The 14,659-nt window shown below is 64.6% G+C and carries 17 protein-coding genes and 1 other RNA gene; 14 read left to right on the plus strand and 4 right to left on the minus strand.

From position 1 onward, the window contains the following. Positions 1 to 81: 81 nt before the first annotated feature. A complete protein-coding gene (locus ABIC17_RS06560) occupies positions 82 to 1,749 on the plus strand; it encodes a DNA polymerase III subunit gamma/tau (protein WP_354280218.1) in 1,668 nt (555 codons plus the stop codon). After that, positions 1,746 to 2,069: a YbaB/EbfC family nucleoid-associated protein gene (locus ABIC17_RS06565; RefSeq protein ID WP_354280219.1), complete on the plus strand. Its 324-nt coding sequence runs from the start codon at positions 1,746 to 1,748 to the stop codon at positions 2,067 to 2,069. Before ABIC17_RS06560 ends, ABIC17_RS06565 begins: the two co-directional genes overlap by 4 nt. A gap of 54 nt (positions 2,070 to 2,123) precedes the next feature. Here ABIC17_RS06565 and mtgA read toward each other — a convergent pair whose 3' ends face one another. The 3 genes from mtgA to ABIC17_RS06580 form a co-directional block, all read right to left on the minus strand. Next, positions 2,124 to 2,894, minus strand: coding sequence for a monofunctional biosynthetic peptidoglycan transglycosylase (gene mtgA, locus ABIC17_RS06570; RefSeq protein ID WP_502958417.1), 771 nt, complete (start codon positions 2,892 to 2,894; stop codon positions 2,124 to 2,126). Between the two features lie 82 nt (positions 2,895 to 2,976). After that, entirely contained in the window at positions 2,977 to 3,882 is a 906-nt protein-coding gene (rpoH, locus tag ABIC17_RS06575) for an RNA polymerase sigma factor RpoH (protein WP_131529175.1), read from the minus strand. Between the two features lie 54 nt (positions 3,883 to 3,936). Next, positions 3,937 to 4,884, minus strand: a complete 948-nt coding sequence (locus ABIC17_RS06580; protein WP_354280223.1) for an RluA family pseudouridine synthase — start codon at positions 4,882 to 4,884, stop codon at positions 3,937 to 3,939. Between the two features lie 16 nt (positions 4,885 to 4,900). Here ABIC17_RS06580 and ABIC17_RS06585 point away from each other — a divergent pair, with 16 nt between their 5' ends. The 12 genes from ABIC17_RS06585 to ABIC17_RS06640 all read left to right on the plus strand — a co-directional run bounded on the left by ABIC17_RS06585 (position 4,901) and on the right by ABIC17_RS06640 (position 14,117). Next, positions 4,901 to 5,308: a M67 family metallopeptidase gene (locus tag ABIC17_RS06585; RefSeq protein WP_354280225.1), complete on the plus strand. Its 408-nt coding sequence runs from the start codon at positions 4,901 to 4,903 to the stop codon at positions 5,306 to 5,308. Next, positions 5,305 to 5,994: a lysozyme inhibitor LprI family protein gene (locus ABIC17_RS06590; protein WP_354280227.1), complete on the plus strand. Its 690-nt coding sequence runs from the start codon at positions 5,305 to 5,307 to the stop codon at positions 5,992 to 5,994. The genes ABIC17_RS06585 and ABIC17_RS06590 overlap by 4 nt, the downstream gene beginning before the upstream one ends. A gap of 101 nt (positions 5,995 to 6,095) precedes the next feature. After that, positions 6,096 to 6,740, plus strand: a complete 645-nt coding sequence (locus ABIC17_RS06595; protein ID WP_354280229.1) for a histidine phosphotransferase family protein — start codon at positions 6,096 to 6,098, stop codon at positions 6,738 to 6,740. Positions 6,741 to 6,796: 56 nt separating this feature from the next. Beyond that, positions 6,797 to 9,088, plus strand: coding sequence for a chemotaxis protein CheA (locus ABIC17_RS06600; RefSeq protein WP_354280231.1), 2,292 nt, complete (start codon positions 6,797 to 6,799; stop codon positions 9,086 to 9,088). Next, a complete protein-coding gene (locus ABIC17_RS06605) occupies positions 9,088 to 9,513 on the plus strand; it encodes a chemotaxis protein CheW (protein ID WP_354280233.1) in 426 nt (141 codons plus the stop codon). The genes ABIC17_RS06600 and ABIC17_RS06605 overlap by 1 nt, the downstream gene beginning before the upstream one ends. An 83-nt stretch (positions 9,514 to 9,596) precedes the next feature. Then, complete coding sequence (locus ABIC17_RS06610) at positions 9,597 to 9,962, plus strand: response regulator (RefSeq protein ID WP_354280235.1); 366 nt, start codon at positions 9,597 to 9,599, stop codon at positions 9,960 to 9,962. Positions 9,963 to 10,083: 121 nt separating this feature from the next. Further along, the gene (gene cheB / locus ABIC17_RS06615; protein ID WP_354280236.1) at positions 10,084 to 11,148 is read left to right on the plus strand and encodes a chemotaxis-specific protein-glutamate methyltransferase CheB; all 1,065 of its coding nucleotides are present in this window, start codon (positions 10,084 to 10,086) and stop codon (positions 11,146 to 11,148) included. Between the two features lie 65 nt (positions 11,149 to 11,213). After that, positions 11,214 to 12,008, plus strand: coding sequence for a CheR family methyltransferase (locus tag ABIC17_RS06620; protein ID WP_354280599.1), 795 nt, complete (start codon positions 11,214 to 11,216; stop codon positions 12,006 to 12,008). Positions 12,009 to 12,070: 62 nt separating this feature from the next. Then, positions 12,071 to 12,760 carry an N-acetylmuramoyl-L-alanine amidase gene (locus ABIC17_RS06625; RefSeq protein WP_354280238.1) on the plus strand — a complete coding sequence of 230 codons (690 nt, stop codon included), beginning with the start codon at positions 12,071 to 12,073 and terminating at the stop codon, positions 12,758 to 12,760. Positions 12,761 to 12,770: 10 nt separating this feature from the next. Then, positions 12,771 to 13,164: RNase P RNA component class A (gene rnpB, locus ABIC17_RS06630), an RNA gene on the plus strand. Positions 13,165 to 13,248: 84 nt separating this feature from the next. Further along, positions 13,249 to 13,794: a J domain-containing protein gene (locus ABIC17_RS06635; RefSeq protein ID WP_354280240.1), complete on the plus strand. Its 546-nt coding sequence runs from the start codon at positions 13,249 to 13,251 to the stop codon at positions 13,792 to 13,794. Beyond that, positions 13,791 to 14,117: a thioredoxin domain-containing protein gene (locus tag ABIC17_RS06640; RefSeq protein WP_354280241.1), complete on the plus strand. Its 327-nt coding sequence runs from the start codon at positions 13,791 to 13,793 to the stop codon at positions 14,115 to 14,117. Before ABIC17_RS06635 ends, ABIC17_RS06640 begins: the two co-directional genes overlap by 4 nt. A gap of 130 nt (positions 14,118 to 14,247) precedes the next feature. On the opposite strand, the gene ABIC17_RS06645 is transcribed toward ABIC17_RS06640, so the two are convergent. Continuing rightward, a complete protein-coding gene (locus ABIC17_RS06645; RefSeq protein ID WP_354280243.1) occupies positions 14,248 to 14,568 on the minus strand; it encodes a DMT family transporter in 321 nt (106 codons plus the stop codon). Between the last annotated feature and the right edge of the window lie 91 nt (positions 14,569 to 14,659).

Consider the following 14,659-nt stretch of genomic DNA (forward strand, 5'->3'; position numbering starts at 1 on the left):
GAATGGTACTCGGTCTTATCCGGCCCTGCTGCGCGCACCAAGCCTTCGACTTCGTGGTCGGCTCGCGCTAGACAGGCGGCAATGTCCGACTCTTCAGATCTTCCCGCGTTCGATCTCGGCGCTCCACCACCGACGGCATCGAAAGATGCGTACCGCGTCCTTGCGCGTAAATACCGTCCGCAGACCTTTGCTGAGCTGATCGGGCAAGACGCGATGGTGACGACGCTAGGGAATGCCATCCGTCGGCAGCGGCTTGCGCACGCGTTTCTGCTCACCGGCGTGCGCGGTGTCGGCAAGACGTCGACCGCGCGTTTGCTGGCGAAGGCGCTCAACTGCATCGGACCGGACGGGCAGGGCGGTCCGACGATCGATCCGTGCGGAGTGTGCGAACCGTGCGTTGGAATAGCCGAGGGTCGCCATATCGACGTGATCGAAATGGACGCGGCGAGCCACACCGGTGTCGACGACATGCGTGCGGTGATCGACGCGTCGCGGATGACCGCGTTCGTGGCACGCTACAAGATTTATATCATCGACGAAGTCCACATGCTGTCGAAGAACGCGTTCAACGCATTGCTCAAGACGCTGGAGGAGCCCGCTGAGGGCGTGAAGTTCGTGCTCGCGACGACCGAGGTCAACAAGGTGCCGGTGACGGTGCTGTCACGCTGCCAGCGGTTCGATTTGCGGCGGATCCCCGCTGAAAAACTGGCGGATCATTTTGCACGCGTGGTCGAAGCGGAAGGTGTTTCTGCTGAGCCCGAAGCGCTCGGCCTGATCGCGCGCGCGGCGGAAGGTTCTGCACGCGACGGGCTGTCGATCCTCGATCAAGCGATCGCGCATGCCGACATGGAAGGGGGGCAAGTCAACGCGGCCGCAGTGCGCGACATGCTCGGCCTGTCCGACAGGGGTGCAATCCGCGACATGATGGCGCTGCTGCTCGCGGGCGACGCGCTTGGCGCGCTGGCGGCGTTGCGACGGCAGTATGACCTGGGGGTCGATCCGTTGGGCGTGCTGCGCGGGTTGCTGGAGACAGTCCATGCAACGACGCTCGTGAAGCTCGGTGCGTCCGCGGAACCCGGGCAGGCGACCGAGGAACGTACAGCGCTCGAGACATGGGGCGCGAGCCTGTCGTTCGCGGCGTTGCATCGCCTGTGGCAATTGCTGCTCAAGGGGCATGAAGAAGTCGGCCGCGCCGCGCTACCGATCGAGGCGTGCGAGATGGCGTTGCTGCGCCTGGTTCATGCATCAACACTGCCCGATCCGGGTGAACTGGCGCGGATGATCCAGAACGGTGCGCCGCCGGTCGCCGCCACGCCTGCCGCCCCGCCGCCTGCGCCGAGCGAACCCGTCGCAGCGGCGTTGCCGCAGTCGATCGAGGCGATCGTAACGATACTCGAGAATGCGGGCGAACTCGCGCTCGCCTCGCGCGTGGTGCATCACGTCAGCTTGATCAGCATTGCCGATGTCGAAGTCATGGTGAGTTCCGCGCGCCCCCTGCCAAGCGACCTGATCGCGGAACTTGGCGGAACGCTCAAGCGAATCACCGGGCGGATGTGGCGCATCTCGACCGCGCCCACCGTCGGCGCCCCCACGCTGCGTGAGGCCGAAGCCGCACGACGCGAGGCGTTCAAGGCGGAAATTCTGGCGACGCCGGTGATCGTTGCGGCGCTTGAAGCGTTCCCCGACGCAAGCCTTCCCGAAAGCGAAATCGACCGCCTGTTGGCGGCACAACGGAGCAAGAGTGCATGAACAGCATCGAAGACATCATGGCGATGGCGCAGAACGTCCAGGCGGAACTGTCCAAGGCGCAGGACGGGCTCGACAAGATCGAGGTCGAAGGCGCGGCTGGCGGTGGGCTGGTCAAGGTCAAGGCGTCGGCCAAGGGCCGGATCATCGGGATCACGATCGATGAATCGCTGCTTCAGCCGAGCGAGAAGCAGATGCTCGAGGATCTCGTCGTCGCCGCGTTCAACGACGCCAAGGCGAAGGCCGATACGAAATCGGGTGAGGAAATGGCCAAGATGACCAGCGGCATTCCGCTTCCCCCGGGCTTCAAGCTGCCGTTCTGAGTATGTGGGCCGGGTCGTATGACCCGGCATTTGGGCCGGTCGGTGCGTGCCGCTTTAGCGCAGGCACGCATCCAGACCATCGTTACGGACTACGCCGACCCGGCGCGTGATGGCATTGCCGTGGCGGCGCGTGAAACCGCTGGGCGCGATGGCAGCGCGCTTCTTGGGTTGCGGGAATACGGCGGCCATCCGGCCTGCCTCGCTCGGCGTCAGGTGCGAGGCGTCATGCCCGAAATACCGTTTTGCCCCGGCATTGACGCCGTAAGTGCCGATCCCCGTCTCGGCGACGTTCAGATACACTTCCATGATCCGGCGCTTGCCCCACAGCGTCTCGATCAGCAGCGTGAAATACGCCTCGAGCGCCTTGCGTGGATAGCCACCGCTCTGGATCAGAAAGACATTTTTCGCGGTCTGCTGGCTGATCGTCGATCCGCCGCGGATCCGTGCGCCGCGGGCGTTGCGCGCATAGGCGGTTTCGATCGCGTGCATGTCGAAGCCGTTGTGTGAACAGAAACGCGAATCTTCGCCCGCTATGGCGGCGCGCGCCATGTTCGGATCGATCCGCGAAAGCGGCATCCAGGATTTGTCGACCCCGTGTCCGGCCAAAGCATCACCGACCATCGTCAAAGTGATCGGCGGGGGCACGAACCGATAAAGACCGACGATAGCGACAGAGAGGATGACAAAGGCCAGTACGCCTTTGATGATCCAGCCAAAGAAGCGGCGTAAACCGCCCCCGCTTCCGGATCCGCTTGGTCGCCGCACTGGCGCTCGGCGCTGTCCGCCGCGAGAATGGGATGCAGCGGAGGTCTTTCGGCGGGCCATCCCACCGCTGTAGGGCGATCGGATCGGCGCTGTCCAGCGCACCGACCCGATCCGGACATACCACAGGCGATCAGGCAGCCGATCAGGCGGCGACGAGCATCCGCTTGTCACCGGCGATCCGCATCATCGCCTTCTGCAGCTTCTCGAACGCACGTACCTCGATCTGACGAACGCGCTCGCGCGATACGCCGTAAACCTGGCTGAGTTCCTCGAGCGTCTTCGGTTCGTCCGTCAGGCGACGCTCGGTCAGGATGAACTTCTCACGTTCGTTGAGATCGTCCATCGCTGCCGTCAGCATGTCATGCCGCACGTCCGCTTCCTGGGCTTCCGCGACGACGGTGTCCTGCAAGGGCGAATCATCCTGCAGCCAATCCTGCCACTGACCTTCACCGTCTTCGCGCATCGGCACGTTGAGCGACGTATCGCCGCCCATCGCCATGCGACGGTTCATGCTGGTGACCTCGGCTTCGGTGACGCCGAGATCCTTGGCGATCTTGGCGAGATGCTCCGGGGACAGATCGCCATCCTCGAACGCGTCGAGCTTGGACTTCATCCGGCGCAGGTTGAAGAACAACTTCTTCTGCGCGGCAGTGGTGCCCATCTTGACGAGGCTCCACGAGCGCAGGATGAATTCCTGGATCGAGGCGCGGATCCACCACATCGCATAGGTCGCGAGGCGGAAGCCGCGATCCGCCTCGAACTTCTTGACGCCCTGCATCAGGCCGATGTTGCCTTCCGAAATCAGCTCGCTGACCGGCAGGCCATAGCCACGATAGCCCATGGCGATCTTCGCCACGAGCCGCAGGTGCGAGGTGACCAGCTGCGCGGCGGCATCGGTATCGCCATGCTCCTCGAAGCGTTTGGCGAGCATATATTCCTGCTCGGGCGCGAGGATCGGGAATTTCTTGATCTCGGACAGATAGCGGTTGAGGCTCGCCTCGCCGCCGAGGGCGGGGATCGTCGCGGGGACGTTACTGCGGGCTGCCATGGTCGTATCCTCCTTGTCACAGGCCGGTCGCGCGCAAGGCGCAGCGGCCGAAACCTATACTAGCAATGTATCGAACAGTTCCTGCATGTCGGCAGGCATTTCGCTATCGAACGCCAAAGCGTTACTTTTGATCGGATGAATGAACCCCAAACGGGCAGCGTGCAACGCCTGTCGATGGAAACCCAAGGTTTCCAGATCGCGTTTGTGAGCTTGCTTTGTTCTACCGTAAACCGGGTCACCTAGCAAGGGATGGCCAAGCGACGCCATATGGACGCGAACCTGATGCGTCCGGCCCGTCTCCAGCCGGCACTCGACCAGTGCGGCTTCCCGCAATCGTTCGATGGTGGAATAATGCGTTACCGCGCGCTTGCCGCCCTGCACGATGGCGATCTTCTTGCGGTTTTGCGGACTGCGCGCGAGCGGCGCATCGACCGATCCGGCAGGCGGCGCAGGGCGACCCGACACGATCGCCTTGTAGCGTCGATCGATCGAATGTGCGGCAAACTGCTTGGCGAGCCCGACATGCGCACGATCGGTTTTTGCCGCGACCATCAGCCCCGACGTGTCCTTGTCGATCCGGTGGACGATCCCCGGTCGGGCGACGCCGCCGATACCCGACAGGCTGCCGCCGCAATGATGGAGCAGCGCGTTGACGAGCGTCCCGTCGAGATTGCCTGCCGCGGGATGGACGACCAGTCCGGCCTGTTTGTCGATGACGATCAGATGCTCGTCTTCATACACCACGGTCAGCGCGATATCCTGCGCTTCGTTGTGCGCAGGCGTGGGATCGGGAACCACGACGCGGTACAATCCGCCCGGTACTGCCTTGCTCGAAGGGTCGCGGCGCAGCGTGCCGGTTTCGTCGGTCACCTGCCCACTGGAGATAAGCGCCTTGAGCCGTTCGCGCGAGATCGTCGGCAGGGCATCCGCCAACGCACGATCCAGCCTCAGCCCGGCTTCGTCGGCGGTGCGCGCTTCAATGGTGGAAACCCCCCGGTCCATAGGATAGAATCTGGGAATGGCGTTAGAAATTTCAAGCGCGTTGCGGAAGAGATTGTGCGACGCGGCAAAATCCACCCCGGATGTCGAGGTGTGCGGTCTGGTCTTCGGGACGCCGGACCGGATCACGGACCTTGCCGCCTGCGCCAATGTCGCCGCCGATCCACGGCGTACCTTCGAGGTCGATCCTGCGGCGTTGTTCGCTGCCTTGCGGGCCGAACGCGGGGGAGGGGCACCGTTGCTCGGATATTGGCACTCTCATCCCAGCGGTGACGTTCGACCGTCGGCAACCGATGCCGCCCGTGCCGCGGCGGATGGCAAGATATGGCTGATTGTCGCTGGCGATCTGGTCGGAGGATGGCGTGCCGTCCCGGCAGGGGAAGGCACCACGACATTCGAACCGGTAGCGCTGACGGTGATGGGATGACCCAGGCTTCTCTGTTGGGCATGATGGCGGCCATAGCCATTTCAGCTGTTCCGGTCGCATCCAGTACGGAGGACATGTCCACCGGCAGTCCACGCGGTGCGGGGTTCGACTGCGCGCGCACGACAACGCGCGCAGAACGGCTGATCTGCGGCAACGATGATCTGGCGCGACAGGATCGGTACCTGAACACGGTGTACGCCGGCGCCATCCAATCTGCGCCCCCGACCATGCGAGCAGCATTGGTCCGTACCCAGCGTGCATGGTTGGCGCAGCGCGACGCCTGTGCCGACACGGCGTGCATGACGGCATCGTACGACGATCGAACGGCCGCCTTGTGGAGAGAACGCGAACGGATCGATCGGTATCTGCGTCGACGCGTTTCGCGGGTCGGACAATGCGAAGTGACGACGATCGCGCAGATTGGACCGCGGCTCGGGGCGAGCGGGCCGCCAGATCAGAGGGGAACCAGCATCACGTTTGCCAACGGGGTTCACCAGGTATCGTACGACCTGGAGAGGCCGATTGCACGATCGCGTCTCAAGGACCGCGCCCGGGTATGCCTTGTGTCCATTCCCCGGCATTGCCCGCCCGGCGATGACCGTGGCCGCCAGTATGCGGTACGAAACCTTCGGACTGGCGAGCAATGGCAACTGTTCGACTCACAGCATCTGTGCGGCGGTGCTTGAGGGGGCGACATTGCCGCGCGATCGGGTTAAGTCGCCGCCGACGTGCTGCTTGCGGCACGTTGCGTGCTGCGCCAAAGATTGCGCAAAGTGGAGCCCAAGCGTTGACCATTAGCCCGACCGATTTTGCCAGCCTGCTGTGCTCGCGCCTGTGCCATGATCTGCTCAGTCCCGTAGGTGCACTGAACAACGGGCTGGAATTGCTCGCTGACGAACACGACCCCGAAATGCGCGCGCGATGCCTGGAACTGCTGGCGGACAGCGCGAAGGCATCGGCGAACAAGCTGAAGTTTTTCCGCCTCGCGTTCGGGGCAGCGGGTGGTTTTGGCGAGTCGGTCGATTCGCGCGAGGCGCGTGCGGCGATCGAGGGGCTGTTCGGCGACGGGCACAAGGTAAAGCTCGGCTGGCTGGTCGAGGATGCGACCCTGCCCAAGCCGGCGATCAAGGTGCTGCTCAACCTGGCGTTGATTGCAGGTGACGCGCTGGTACGCGGCGGACAGCTCGATGTGGGCGCGGAAAGCACTGACGGGCAGGTCGAGATCGTCGTACGCGCGGCGGGCCTGCGGATCGTGCTCGACGCGGAAATGCGGGCTGCCCTGACGGGAACGAGCGGCGACGCGACGCTCACGCCCCGCGCGGCGGCGGCACATCTGGTCCATGCGCTCGTCGCAGAGGGCGGGGGCACCGTGCAGATCTCGCCGCCGGATGATGCGATCCTTGTGTTCGGCGTTGCTTTCAAGGCGGCTTAAACCGCGCCTTAACCAATGGGACGCCATGCAGGCCCGTGCCGTAACGGTGGGGACCCATGGACGATCTGTTACAGGAATTTATTGCTGAGACCCGCGAGACGCTCGAGGCGCTGTCGGGCGAGATCGTCGCGTGGGAATCCGCCCCCGCCGACCGCGAGCGGCTCGATGCGATCTTTCGCTTCGTCCATACGGTAAAGGGGAGCTGCGGCTTTCTCGATCTGCCGCGCCTCGCGCGGTTGAGCCATGCCGCGGAAGACGTGTTGGCGGCGGTCCGTTCGGGTGAACGGACACCCGACACGCGGCTGGTGAACGCCGTCCTCGCGATCGTCGACCGTGTCGGCGAGATCGTCGAGGCGATCGATGCCGGCCATGCGCTCGACGATACCGGCGAGGATCTGCTGATCGCCGCGCTCGATACGGGGTCGGAGGCGATCGTCACCAGCGCTGCACCAATATTGCGCGCACCCACCCGCAGCGTGCGCCTGAACGTCGATCTGCTTGACCGGATGATGAGCGGCATGTCCGACATGGTGCTCGCGCGGAACGAACTGGCGCGACGGATGCGCGACGAAGGGGTCGATCCGACGATCGAGGCTGCGCTTGAGCGTCTGTCGCTGACCGTCGCCGAAATGCGCGATACCGTTACGCGGACGCGGATGCAGAAGATCGAGGCGCTGTTCTCGGCGCTGCCGCGGATGGTCCGTGATACCGCGGCGGAGCTCGGTAAGGCGGTCGCGCTGCATATCGAGGGTAGCGACGTCGAGCTCGATCGCGAGATGATCGAGATGATGCGCGACCCGCTGGTCCACCTCATCCGCAACTCCATCGATCACGGTCTCGAGGGGCCGGCCGACCGCCGCCGCGCGGGCAAGCGCGAGGCCGGATGGCTGAGCGTTGCCGCGCGTCAGTCGGGCAACCAGATCGTGATCGAGATCGCGGATGACGGACGCGGGATCGATACTACCCGGCTCAGCGAGAAGGTCGTCGCGGCGGGGTTGCGGAGCGAGAGCGCGTTGCGCGCGATGAGCGAACAGGCTCGGCTTGAACTGGTGTTCGAACCCGGGCTTTCGACCAAGGACGTCGTCACCGGAATCTCGGGGCGGGGCGTCGGAATGGACGTTGTCCGTGCCAACGTCGAGCAGATCGGTGGTCGCATCGAACTGGCCAATACACCCGGCAAGGGCCTGCGGATTTCGATCCATGTCCCGCTGACCCTGTCGATCATGTCGACCATCGGCGTCGGCGTGCGCGATCAGCGCTTTGCGATCTCGCGCCAGACGATCGAGGAAATCGTGCGGGTCGGGGCGGAGTCGATCCGGATCGACCGGCTTGGCGATACGCTGATGGCAACCGTGCGCGATCGTCGGATGCCACTGGTCGATCTCGGCAACTTGCTCGGATTCGGTCAGCGCGATCCCGCGATGCTGGTGATCGTGGGGGTGTCGGGCGGGTCCTATGCGCTCGCCGTCGATACCGTGCTCGATCACGAGGAACTGGTGATCAAGCCCGCCGCACCGGCGGTGATGGCGACCAACATCTACGCAGGGCAGACGTTGCCCGACAGCGGCTTGCCAATGCTGATGCTCGATTGCGCAGGGATCGCCCAGCTTGCCGGACTGGTCTTCACGCGCGAGATCGTCACCGAGGACGACGCTGCTGCGGCCACGCCGGGGGTACAGGCGCTGCTGTTCGACGACCTCGACGGCGTCCGCCGGATCGTCCCGCTGTCGGTGATCGACCGTGTCGAGCCAGTCCCTGCCAGCGCGATTCGCCATGCTGCGGGGCGGCTGCGCCTGTCGGTCGATGGCGCGATCATCCCACTCGTCGCACTCGGCATGTGGGAGGGCAAGACGAGCGTATCGGTCCTGCGCTTGCGCGACGGATCGGTCGAACTGGGATATGCGATCGACGAGGCACTCGACATCGTCGAACTGCCCGATACGCTCGTTCCTGCGCATGACAGCGGACCGATCGCGGGCGTGGTCGCGATTGATGGTGCGCAGATCGAAGTGATCGACCTGCATTGGCTGTTCTCGACTCATGCCGATCCGAACGCCGCGGCGGACGCACCCCTGTGCCTGCTGGAAGGGGCCGATTCAGCGTGGCTGACGACGTTCCTCCGCCCCGTGCTGGAGGCGGCCGGTTACCGCGTGACCACGACGCTGCGGCCAGGCGAGACGGCTGGCGTCATCGTGACGATGGACGGCGAGGACGCGCCGTCATCGCGCGCCGCGCCGGTCGTCCGCCTGCGGCGCGATGTCGACAGCGACGGGATCGACGGCAGCATCTTCCGATACGACCGCCCGGGCCTGCTCGCGGCCCTCGCCAAGACGGCAGGAGGCCGCTGATGCCGTTGTTCCTGATCGCGCAAATCGCCGGTCGCACGGTTGCGATCGAATCGTCGCAGGTAGAGTCGGTCGTCGACATCGGGGCGATCATCCCCGTCCCGCGCAGCGAACGGCATGTTCGCGGACTCGCGGCATTGCGCAGCCGGGTGGTCACCGTGATCGAGACTCGCGTCGCGCTGGGACTGCCCGAAGGGGACGGGACCGCGATGCGCGCCGTCATCACCATCGTCGACGGACATCATTATGCGATGCTCGTCGATGCGCTCGAGGATGTCGCCGCTTTCGATCTCAGCCCCTTGTCTGCCGGTGTCGCGCTCGACAGCGGATGGTTGCGCGTCGGTCGGGGGATCATCGAGCGCGATGGCGAGCCGATCCTCGCGATCGAGTTGAACGCGCTGATCCCGAGTGTCGCCGCGGCGGCATGACGACGCCTTTCAACAGCCAGTATTAACGTGACGCTTACGCATTTCGGGCAAGCTCCGAACAAGCATTCCAATGGGAAGACTTCATGAAGACCTGCCTCGTCGTCGATGATTCGAAAGTGATCCGCAAGGTCGCGCGCCATATTCTGGAGACTCTCAATTTCCAGGTCAGCGAGGCGGGCGATGGCCGTGAGGCGTTGACCGCGTGCCTCGCATCCGCGCCCGACGTCATTCTGCTGGACTGGAACATGCCGGTGATGAGCGGCATGGATTTCCTCCGCGCGCTCCGCGACAGCAACATTCCGTCGCGTCCCAAGGTCGTGTTCTGCACGACCGAGAACGGCATGGCGCACATTCGCGCGGCGATCGAGGCTGGCGCGGACGAATATGTCATGAAGCCGTTCGACCGCGAAACGCTGGAAAGCAAGTTGCAGATCGTCGGTATGGCCTGACGACGGCCGACCCGGGATGGCTTGTCCAGCGTATCCCGATCAGGCCTCCGGTTCGTCCGTTCCATCGCCCCGCGCCCGCCCCGGCGACGGTCCATTTCCTTGCGCCCTTGCGAGTCCCAGCATGTCCGAAGGTGATCCTTCTGCAAGCGTACTGATCGTCGACGACTCGGTCGTCGCGCGAGCCATGATCTCGCGCGCGATCGAGGCGGGGGGCGACTTTGTGGTCAAGGGTGCGGTGGCGAATGCCGGTGCAGCGTTGAGCTTCCTGCGCGAGACACAGGTCGATATCATCGTCCTCGACATCGAAATGCCCGGCGTGACCGGCCTGGTGGCACTGCCCAACCTGATCGTTGCGGGCAGGGGGGCGAAGGTCCTGATCGTATCGTCCGTGGCCAGTGACGGTGCGGCGGCAACAATCGAGGCGTTGGCGCAAGGTGCGGCCGATACGTTGGTGAAGCCTGATATCGGCAATTTTGCGGGCAAGTTCTCGATCGCGCTGGTCGACAAGCTACGACGTCTGATCGCGCGTGATGAGCAACCGGCGGACGAGCAACCGTCAGCCGTCGCCCCTCGAAAACCCCGCGTGGCAGCGCCGGCGGAAATCCCCGGCGGCTACGAGATTATCGCGATCGGCGCATCCACCGGCGGGATCCACGCGCTCAGCCAAGTGCTCACCGGGCTGCCGTCGGACTTTTCGGTACCGATCCTGGTGACGCAACATCTGCCCGCATCATTCATGCCGTATTTTGCCGCACAGCTTGCGGCGATGGCGGGGCGACCGTGCGACGTCGCGACCGACCACATGCGGATCAGGCCGGGCCGGATCATCGTCGCGCCCGGCGACGCACACATACGGGTCGTGCGCACGTCCGATGGCGGTGCGATCCGGCTGAACGGCGATCCCGCGCGGAGCAGTTGCATGCCCTCGGTCGATCCGATGTTCGACAGTATCGCCGAGGTGTACGGCACGAGGGCGTTGGGGATCGTGCTCAGCGGCATGGGCCGCGATGGATCCGAGGGCGCGCGTACGATCATCGCACGCGGCGGCAGCATTGTCGTGCAGGACCGGGAAAGCTCGGTCGTGTGGGGAATGCCCGGGTCGATCGCGACGTCGGGCCACGCCAGCGCGATCCTGTCTCCACAAGAAATCGGTCAATTCATCGTCCAGCATCGTCGTCGTGTGTGATGATCAACGTTGCAGAAAGTACCCCGACCCGAATGGCTGATGTGCAATCCCATAGCAAAAGCGTGATGGTCGCGCTGAACACCCTGCTCGAAACGCGGACCGGGCAGCAGCTTGCCGCCAACCGCGAATGGCGAATCGAAACTGCGCTCAAGCCGCTGCTCCGCGATCTCAAGCTCGCGACGCTCGACGATCTTGTCGATGCGGTGCGGCATTCGCCCAAGATCGCGGACCAGGCCGTCGATGCGTTGCTCAATCAGGAAAGTTCGTTCTTCCGCGATACCGCGGTGATCGAGCTCGTCGCCGAGGCGGTCGGGGTGCTTCGTGCCGAGCAGGGGCAGCGGCGTGTTCGGATCTGGTCGGCGGGTTGCTCGGTCGGGCAGGAGCCGCTCTCGCTCGCGATGCTGTTCGCGGAACAGGAAGCGCAGGGTGAGACGTTGCCGCCCGACATCGTCGCGACCGACGTTTCCGAATCCGCGCTCTGCCGCGCGCGGGCGGGGCGCTATTCGCATTTCGAGATCCAGCGGGGCTTGCCGATTCGCCGGATGATGCGCTGGTTCGACCAGCAGGGCGAAGACTGGGTTGCGAAGCCCGAACTCGTGCGTCGGATCGCGTTTCGGCGAATCAACCTCGTCGGCGATCCGCTGCCTGCGGGGAAATTCGACGTCATCCTGTGCCGCAACGTCTTGCTGTACCTTCCCCCCGAATTACGCCGTCGCGTGCTCGACCGGTTCGCCACGGTGGTCCGGCCGGGTGGGCTGCTGGTGCTCGGCGCGGGCGAAACCGTGATCGGGCAAACCGAGGCATTCAGGCCAAGTCCCCGGTATCGTGGGCTCTATGAAGCGGTGCGTCCCGCCCTCTGACGGGGTTTCGCCGCGCCCCGTACCGTGCTTAAGCTGAAAGCGGGCTCGGAGGGGACAGCGCCATGAATATGATCGAGACACCGTCGCCGAACTTCGACACGCGCTCTCTGCCCGTGTCGCTGATCGTGCTGCATTATACGGGCATGGAAAGTGCGCAGGCCGCGATCGACCGGCTGCGTGACCCGGAAGCCAAGGTTTCCGCGCATTATCTCGTCGCCGAGGATGGGCAGATCCTGCGGATGGTCGCCGAGGACATGCGCGCCTGGCACGCGGGCAAGTCACGCTGGCGCGGGATCGAGGACGTCAACAGCGCCAGCATCGGCATCGAGATCGTCAATCCCGGCCACGAGCTCGGCTATCGTCCGTTCATGGAGGAGCAGATCGACGCGGTCGTCCGACTGGTCGCCGACATCACCGAACGCCACGGCATCACGCGCGGCAACGTCGTCGGCCATTCCGACATCGCGCCTGCACGCAAGCAGGATCCGGGCGAACTGTTTCCGTGGAACCGGCTGGCCAAGCTGCGCCTCGCGCTGCCGCGGCCGACCAAGGGGTTGATGGACCCGATGTGGAGCGACGCGGGCTTCCTCGTTGCGCTTGAGCGCTTCGGCTATGACGTCAGCGACAAGCTTGCCGCGGTCGTCGCATTTCAGCGCCGCTTCCGTCCCGAACTGATCGACGGCGAGATCGATGGAGAATGTCGCAGCATCCTGCTCGCGCTGCTGTTGCCAAAACCCACCGGGGATGCCTAAGACGCGCGGGCCAGAGGGTCGGGCGGCCGCGGGTACTTTCGAGTACGCGAGGAAAGTCCGGGCTCCGCGAAACGACGGTGCCGGGTAACGCCCGGCGGGGGTGACCCTAGGGAAAGTGCCACAGAGAGCAGACCGCCGATGTCCTCCCCGATGCAAATCGGACGGGGAACAGGCAAGGGTGAAAGGGTGCGGCAAGAGCGCACCGCGCGCCTGGTAACAGGGGCGGCATGGCAAACCCCACCGGGAGCAAGATCGAATAGGGGCGGCACATGGGCTTCGTTTCAGCTCGTCGCCCGGGTTGATTGCTTGAGGCGGCGCGCAAGCGTCGTCCTAGAGGAATGGTCGCCTAACCTTGCCATATGCGGCGGGGTGGACAGAACCCGGCTTACAGACCCTCTGGCGCATTTCCTGCACTGATCGCTTTAATTCACTGTGGTTTCACAAAAGCGTCATGGCGCTGGCAGCCCGGCGTGCCTAAATGGCCTGCTATGGCCCGCTCAACATCCAGATCAACCGATTGGGGCTTTCCCCGCTGGCGCGCTTATGGCGAATCCAGCACCGAGGCGGCGACGATCCGACTGTGCGACCGGCACGGCTGCACCAACAAGGGCGACTGCCCCGCGCCTAAGTCCCCCAACAGCCCGGAACGCTGGTATTTTTGCCAGGAGCATGCCGGCGAATACAATCGCGGCTGGAATTACTTTGAGGGTCTGAGCGCCGAGGAAGCCGCCGAACGCGAGCGCGCCGAGACACAGACTGCCGAAGGCTACACCGAATCGCGGCACCACCAATGGGCGGGGCCGGGCGACGGTAGTCGCTCACGCGACGAGATTCGGGCGCTCGAAGTGCTCGAACTCGATGTCGATGCGGATTTTGAAACCGTCCGCATCGCGTGGCGGCGGCTGGCGAAGTCGAACCATCCGGATGTGCGCCCGGGCGACAAGGAGGCCGCCGCACGCTTCATGGCGATTCAGGCGGCGTATGACGTACTCAAGGCCGCTGAAGACCAGCGGACGTGGAAGCCCGACGTTTGAGAACGGTCCGATCCGAATGGACCGACACCGTGCTGGTCTGCAAGAAATGTTCGACGAAACTGGAGGGCGGGTTCGGCCCTAAGGGCAAGATGCCGCTCGCAAAGGCGTTGCGCGAGGAATTGGGCGTTCGCAAAGGACGCAAGGGTTCGATCGGCATCATCGAGGTGAAGTGCTTGGGGATCTGCCCGCGCGATGCGGTGACGGTCGTGACCGGCGCGGCGCCGGGCGATTGGGCGCTGGTAGCGCGTGGCGCGCCGATGGCTGACGTCGCTCGCGACCTGGGGTTGAGCGGGGCGACGGTGCCGCCGGTAGCGGAAGGTTAGGCTGCAGTTAGGCGGAATCGCTTTGCGTTTTCGCGCGGTGAGAGAAGCCAGACCTTTCAAAGAGCGTGGCTTCCCCCTTACGCAAATCGGTCGTTGTAGGACAGCAGGGGCGGCATTCGCCCCCGCCGGATCACGTGGTGGCGAAGAACTTGGTTCCGACCACGCCGACGATGATCAGCGCGATGAACCCCATCTGGATGCCGTTGAGCTTCTCGCCGAACAGGATCACCCCGAAGATCGTCACGCCGACCGCGCCGAGCCCGGTCCAGACCGCGTAAGCGGTCCCCGCGGGAAGCCCGCGCATCGCAAGCGCAAGCAGCCCCATGTTGATGAAGCTGAGCGTGATCGGGACGCTGGAGGCGAGCCAGCTGCCCTGCATCGCTGCCCATTTAAGGCTGAGCGCCCAGATGATTTCAGTAACCACGGCAACGCCGAGGATGAGCCACGCCATTTGCGGGTCTCCTTCATACATACGGGCTCGTCAGGGAAAGCGGCAGCCGGAAACCCGAAAGAGGCGCGCGCGAAGCGGGGTCCGATAGGCG

This window comes from Sphingomonas sp. PvP056, assembly GCF_040549155.1.
In the GTDB taxonomy this organism is placed as follows: domain Bacteria; phylum Pseudomonadota; class Alphaproteobacteria; order Sphingomonadales; family Sphingomonadaceae; genus Sphingomonas.

Coding starts and splice junctions, on each gene's coding strand:
- ABIC17_RS06580 (WP_354280223.1), bottom strand. CDS start 4,884: ATGGACCGGGGGGTTTCCACCATTGAAGCGCGCACCGCCGACGAAGCC.
- ABIC17_RS06590 (WP_354280227.1), top strand. CDS start 5,305: ATGACCCAGGCTTCTCTGTTGGGCATGATGGCGGCCATAGCCATTTCA.
- ABIC17_RS06645 (WP_354280243.1), bottom strand. CDS start 14,568: ATGGCGTGGCTCATCCTCGGCGTTGCCGTGGTTACTGAAATCATCTGG.
- rpoH (WP_131529175.1), bottom strand. CDS start 3,882: ATGGCAGCCCGCAGTAACGTCCCCGCGACGATCCCCGCCCTCGGCGGC.
- ABIC17_RS06585 (WP_354280225.1), top strand. CDS start 4,901: ATGGCGTTAGAAATTTCAAGCGCGTTGCGGAAGAGATTGTGCGACGCG.
- mtgA (WP_502958417.1), bottom strand. CDS start 2,894: ATGGCCCGCCGAAAGACCTCCGCTGCATCCCATTCTCGCGGCGGACAG.
- ABIC17_RS06625 (WP_354280238.1), top strand. CDS start 12,071: ATGAATATGATCGAGACACCGTCGCCGAACTTCGACACGCGCTCTCTG.
- ABIC17_RS06635 (WP_354280240.1), top strand. CDS start 13,249: ATGGCCCGCTCAACATCCAGATCAACCGATTGGGGCTTTCCCCGCTGG.
- ABIC17_RS06610 (WP_354280235.1), top strand. CDS start 9,597: ATGAAGACCTGCCTCGTCGTCGATGATTCGAAAGTGATCCGCAAGGTC.
- ABIC17_RS06560 (WP_354280218.1), top strand. CDS start 82: ATGTCCGACTCTTCAGATCTTCCCGCGTTCGATCTCGGCGCTCCACCA.
- ABIC17_RS06600 (WP_354280231.1), top strand. CDS start 6,797: ATGGACGATCTGTTACAGGAATTTATTGCTGAGACCCGCGAGACGCTC.
- cheB (WP_354280236.1), top strand. CDS start 10,084: ATGTCCGAAGGTGATCCTTCTGCAAGCGTACTGATCGTCGACGACTCG.
- ABIC17_RS06605 (WP_354280233.1), top strand. CDS start 9,088: ATGCCGTTGTTCCTGATCGCGCAAATCGCCGGTCGCACGGTTGCGATC.
- ABIC17_RS06565 (WP_354280219.1), top strand. CDS start 1,746: ATGAACAGCATCGAAGACATCATGGCGATGGCGCAGAACGTCCAGGCG.
- ABIC17_RS06620 (WP_354280599.1), top strand. CDS start 11,214: ATGGTCGCGCTGAACACCCTGCTCGAAACGCGGACCGGGCAGCAGCTT.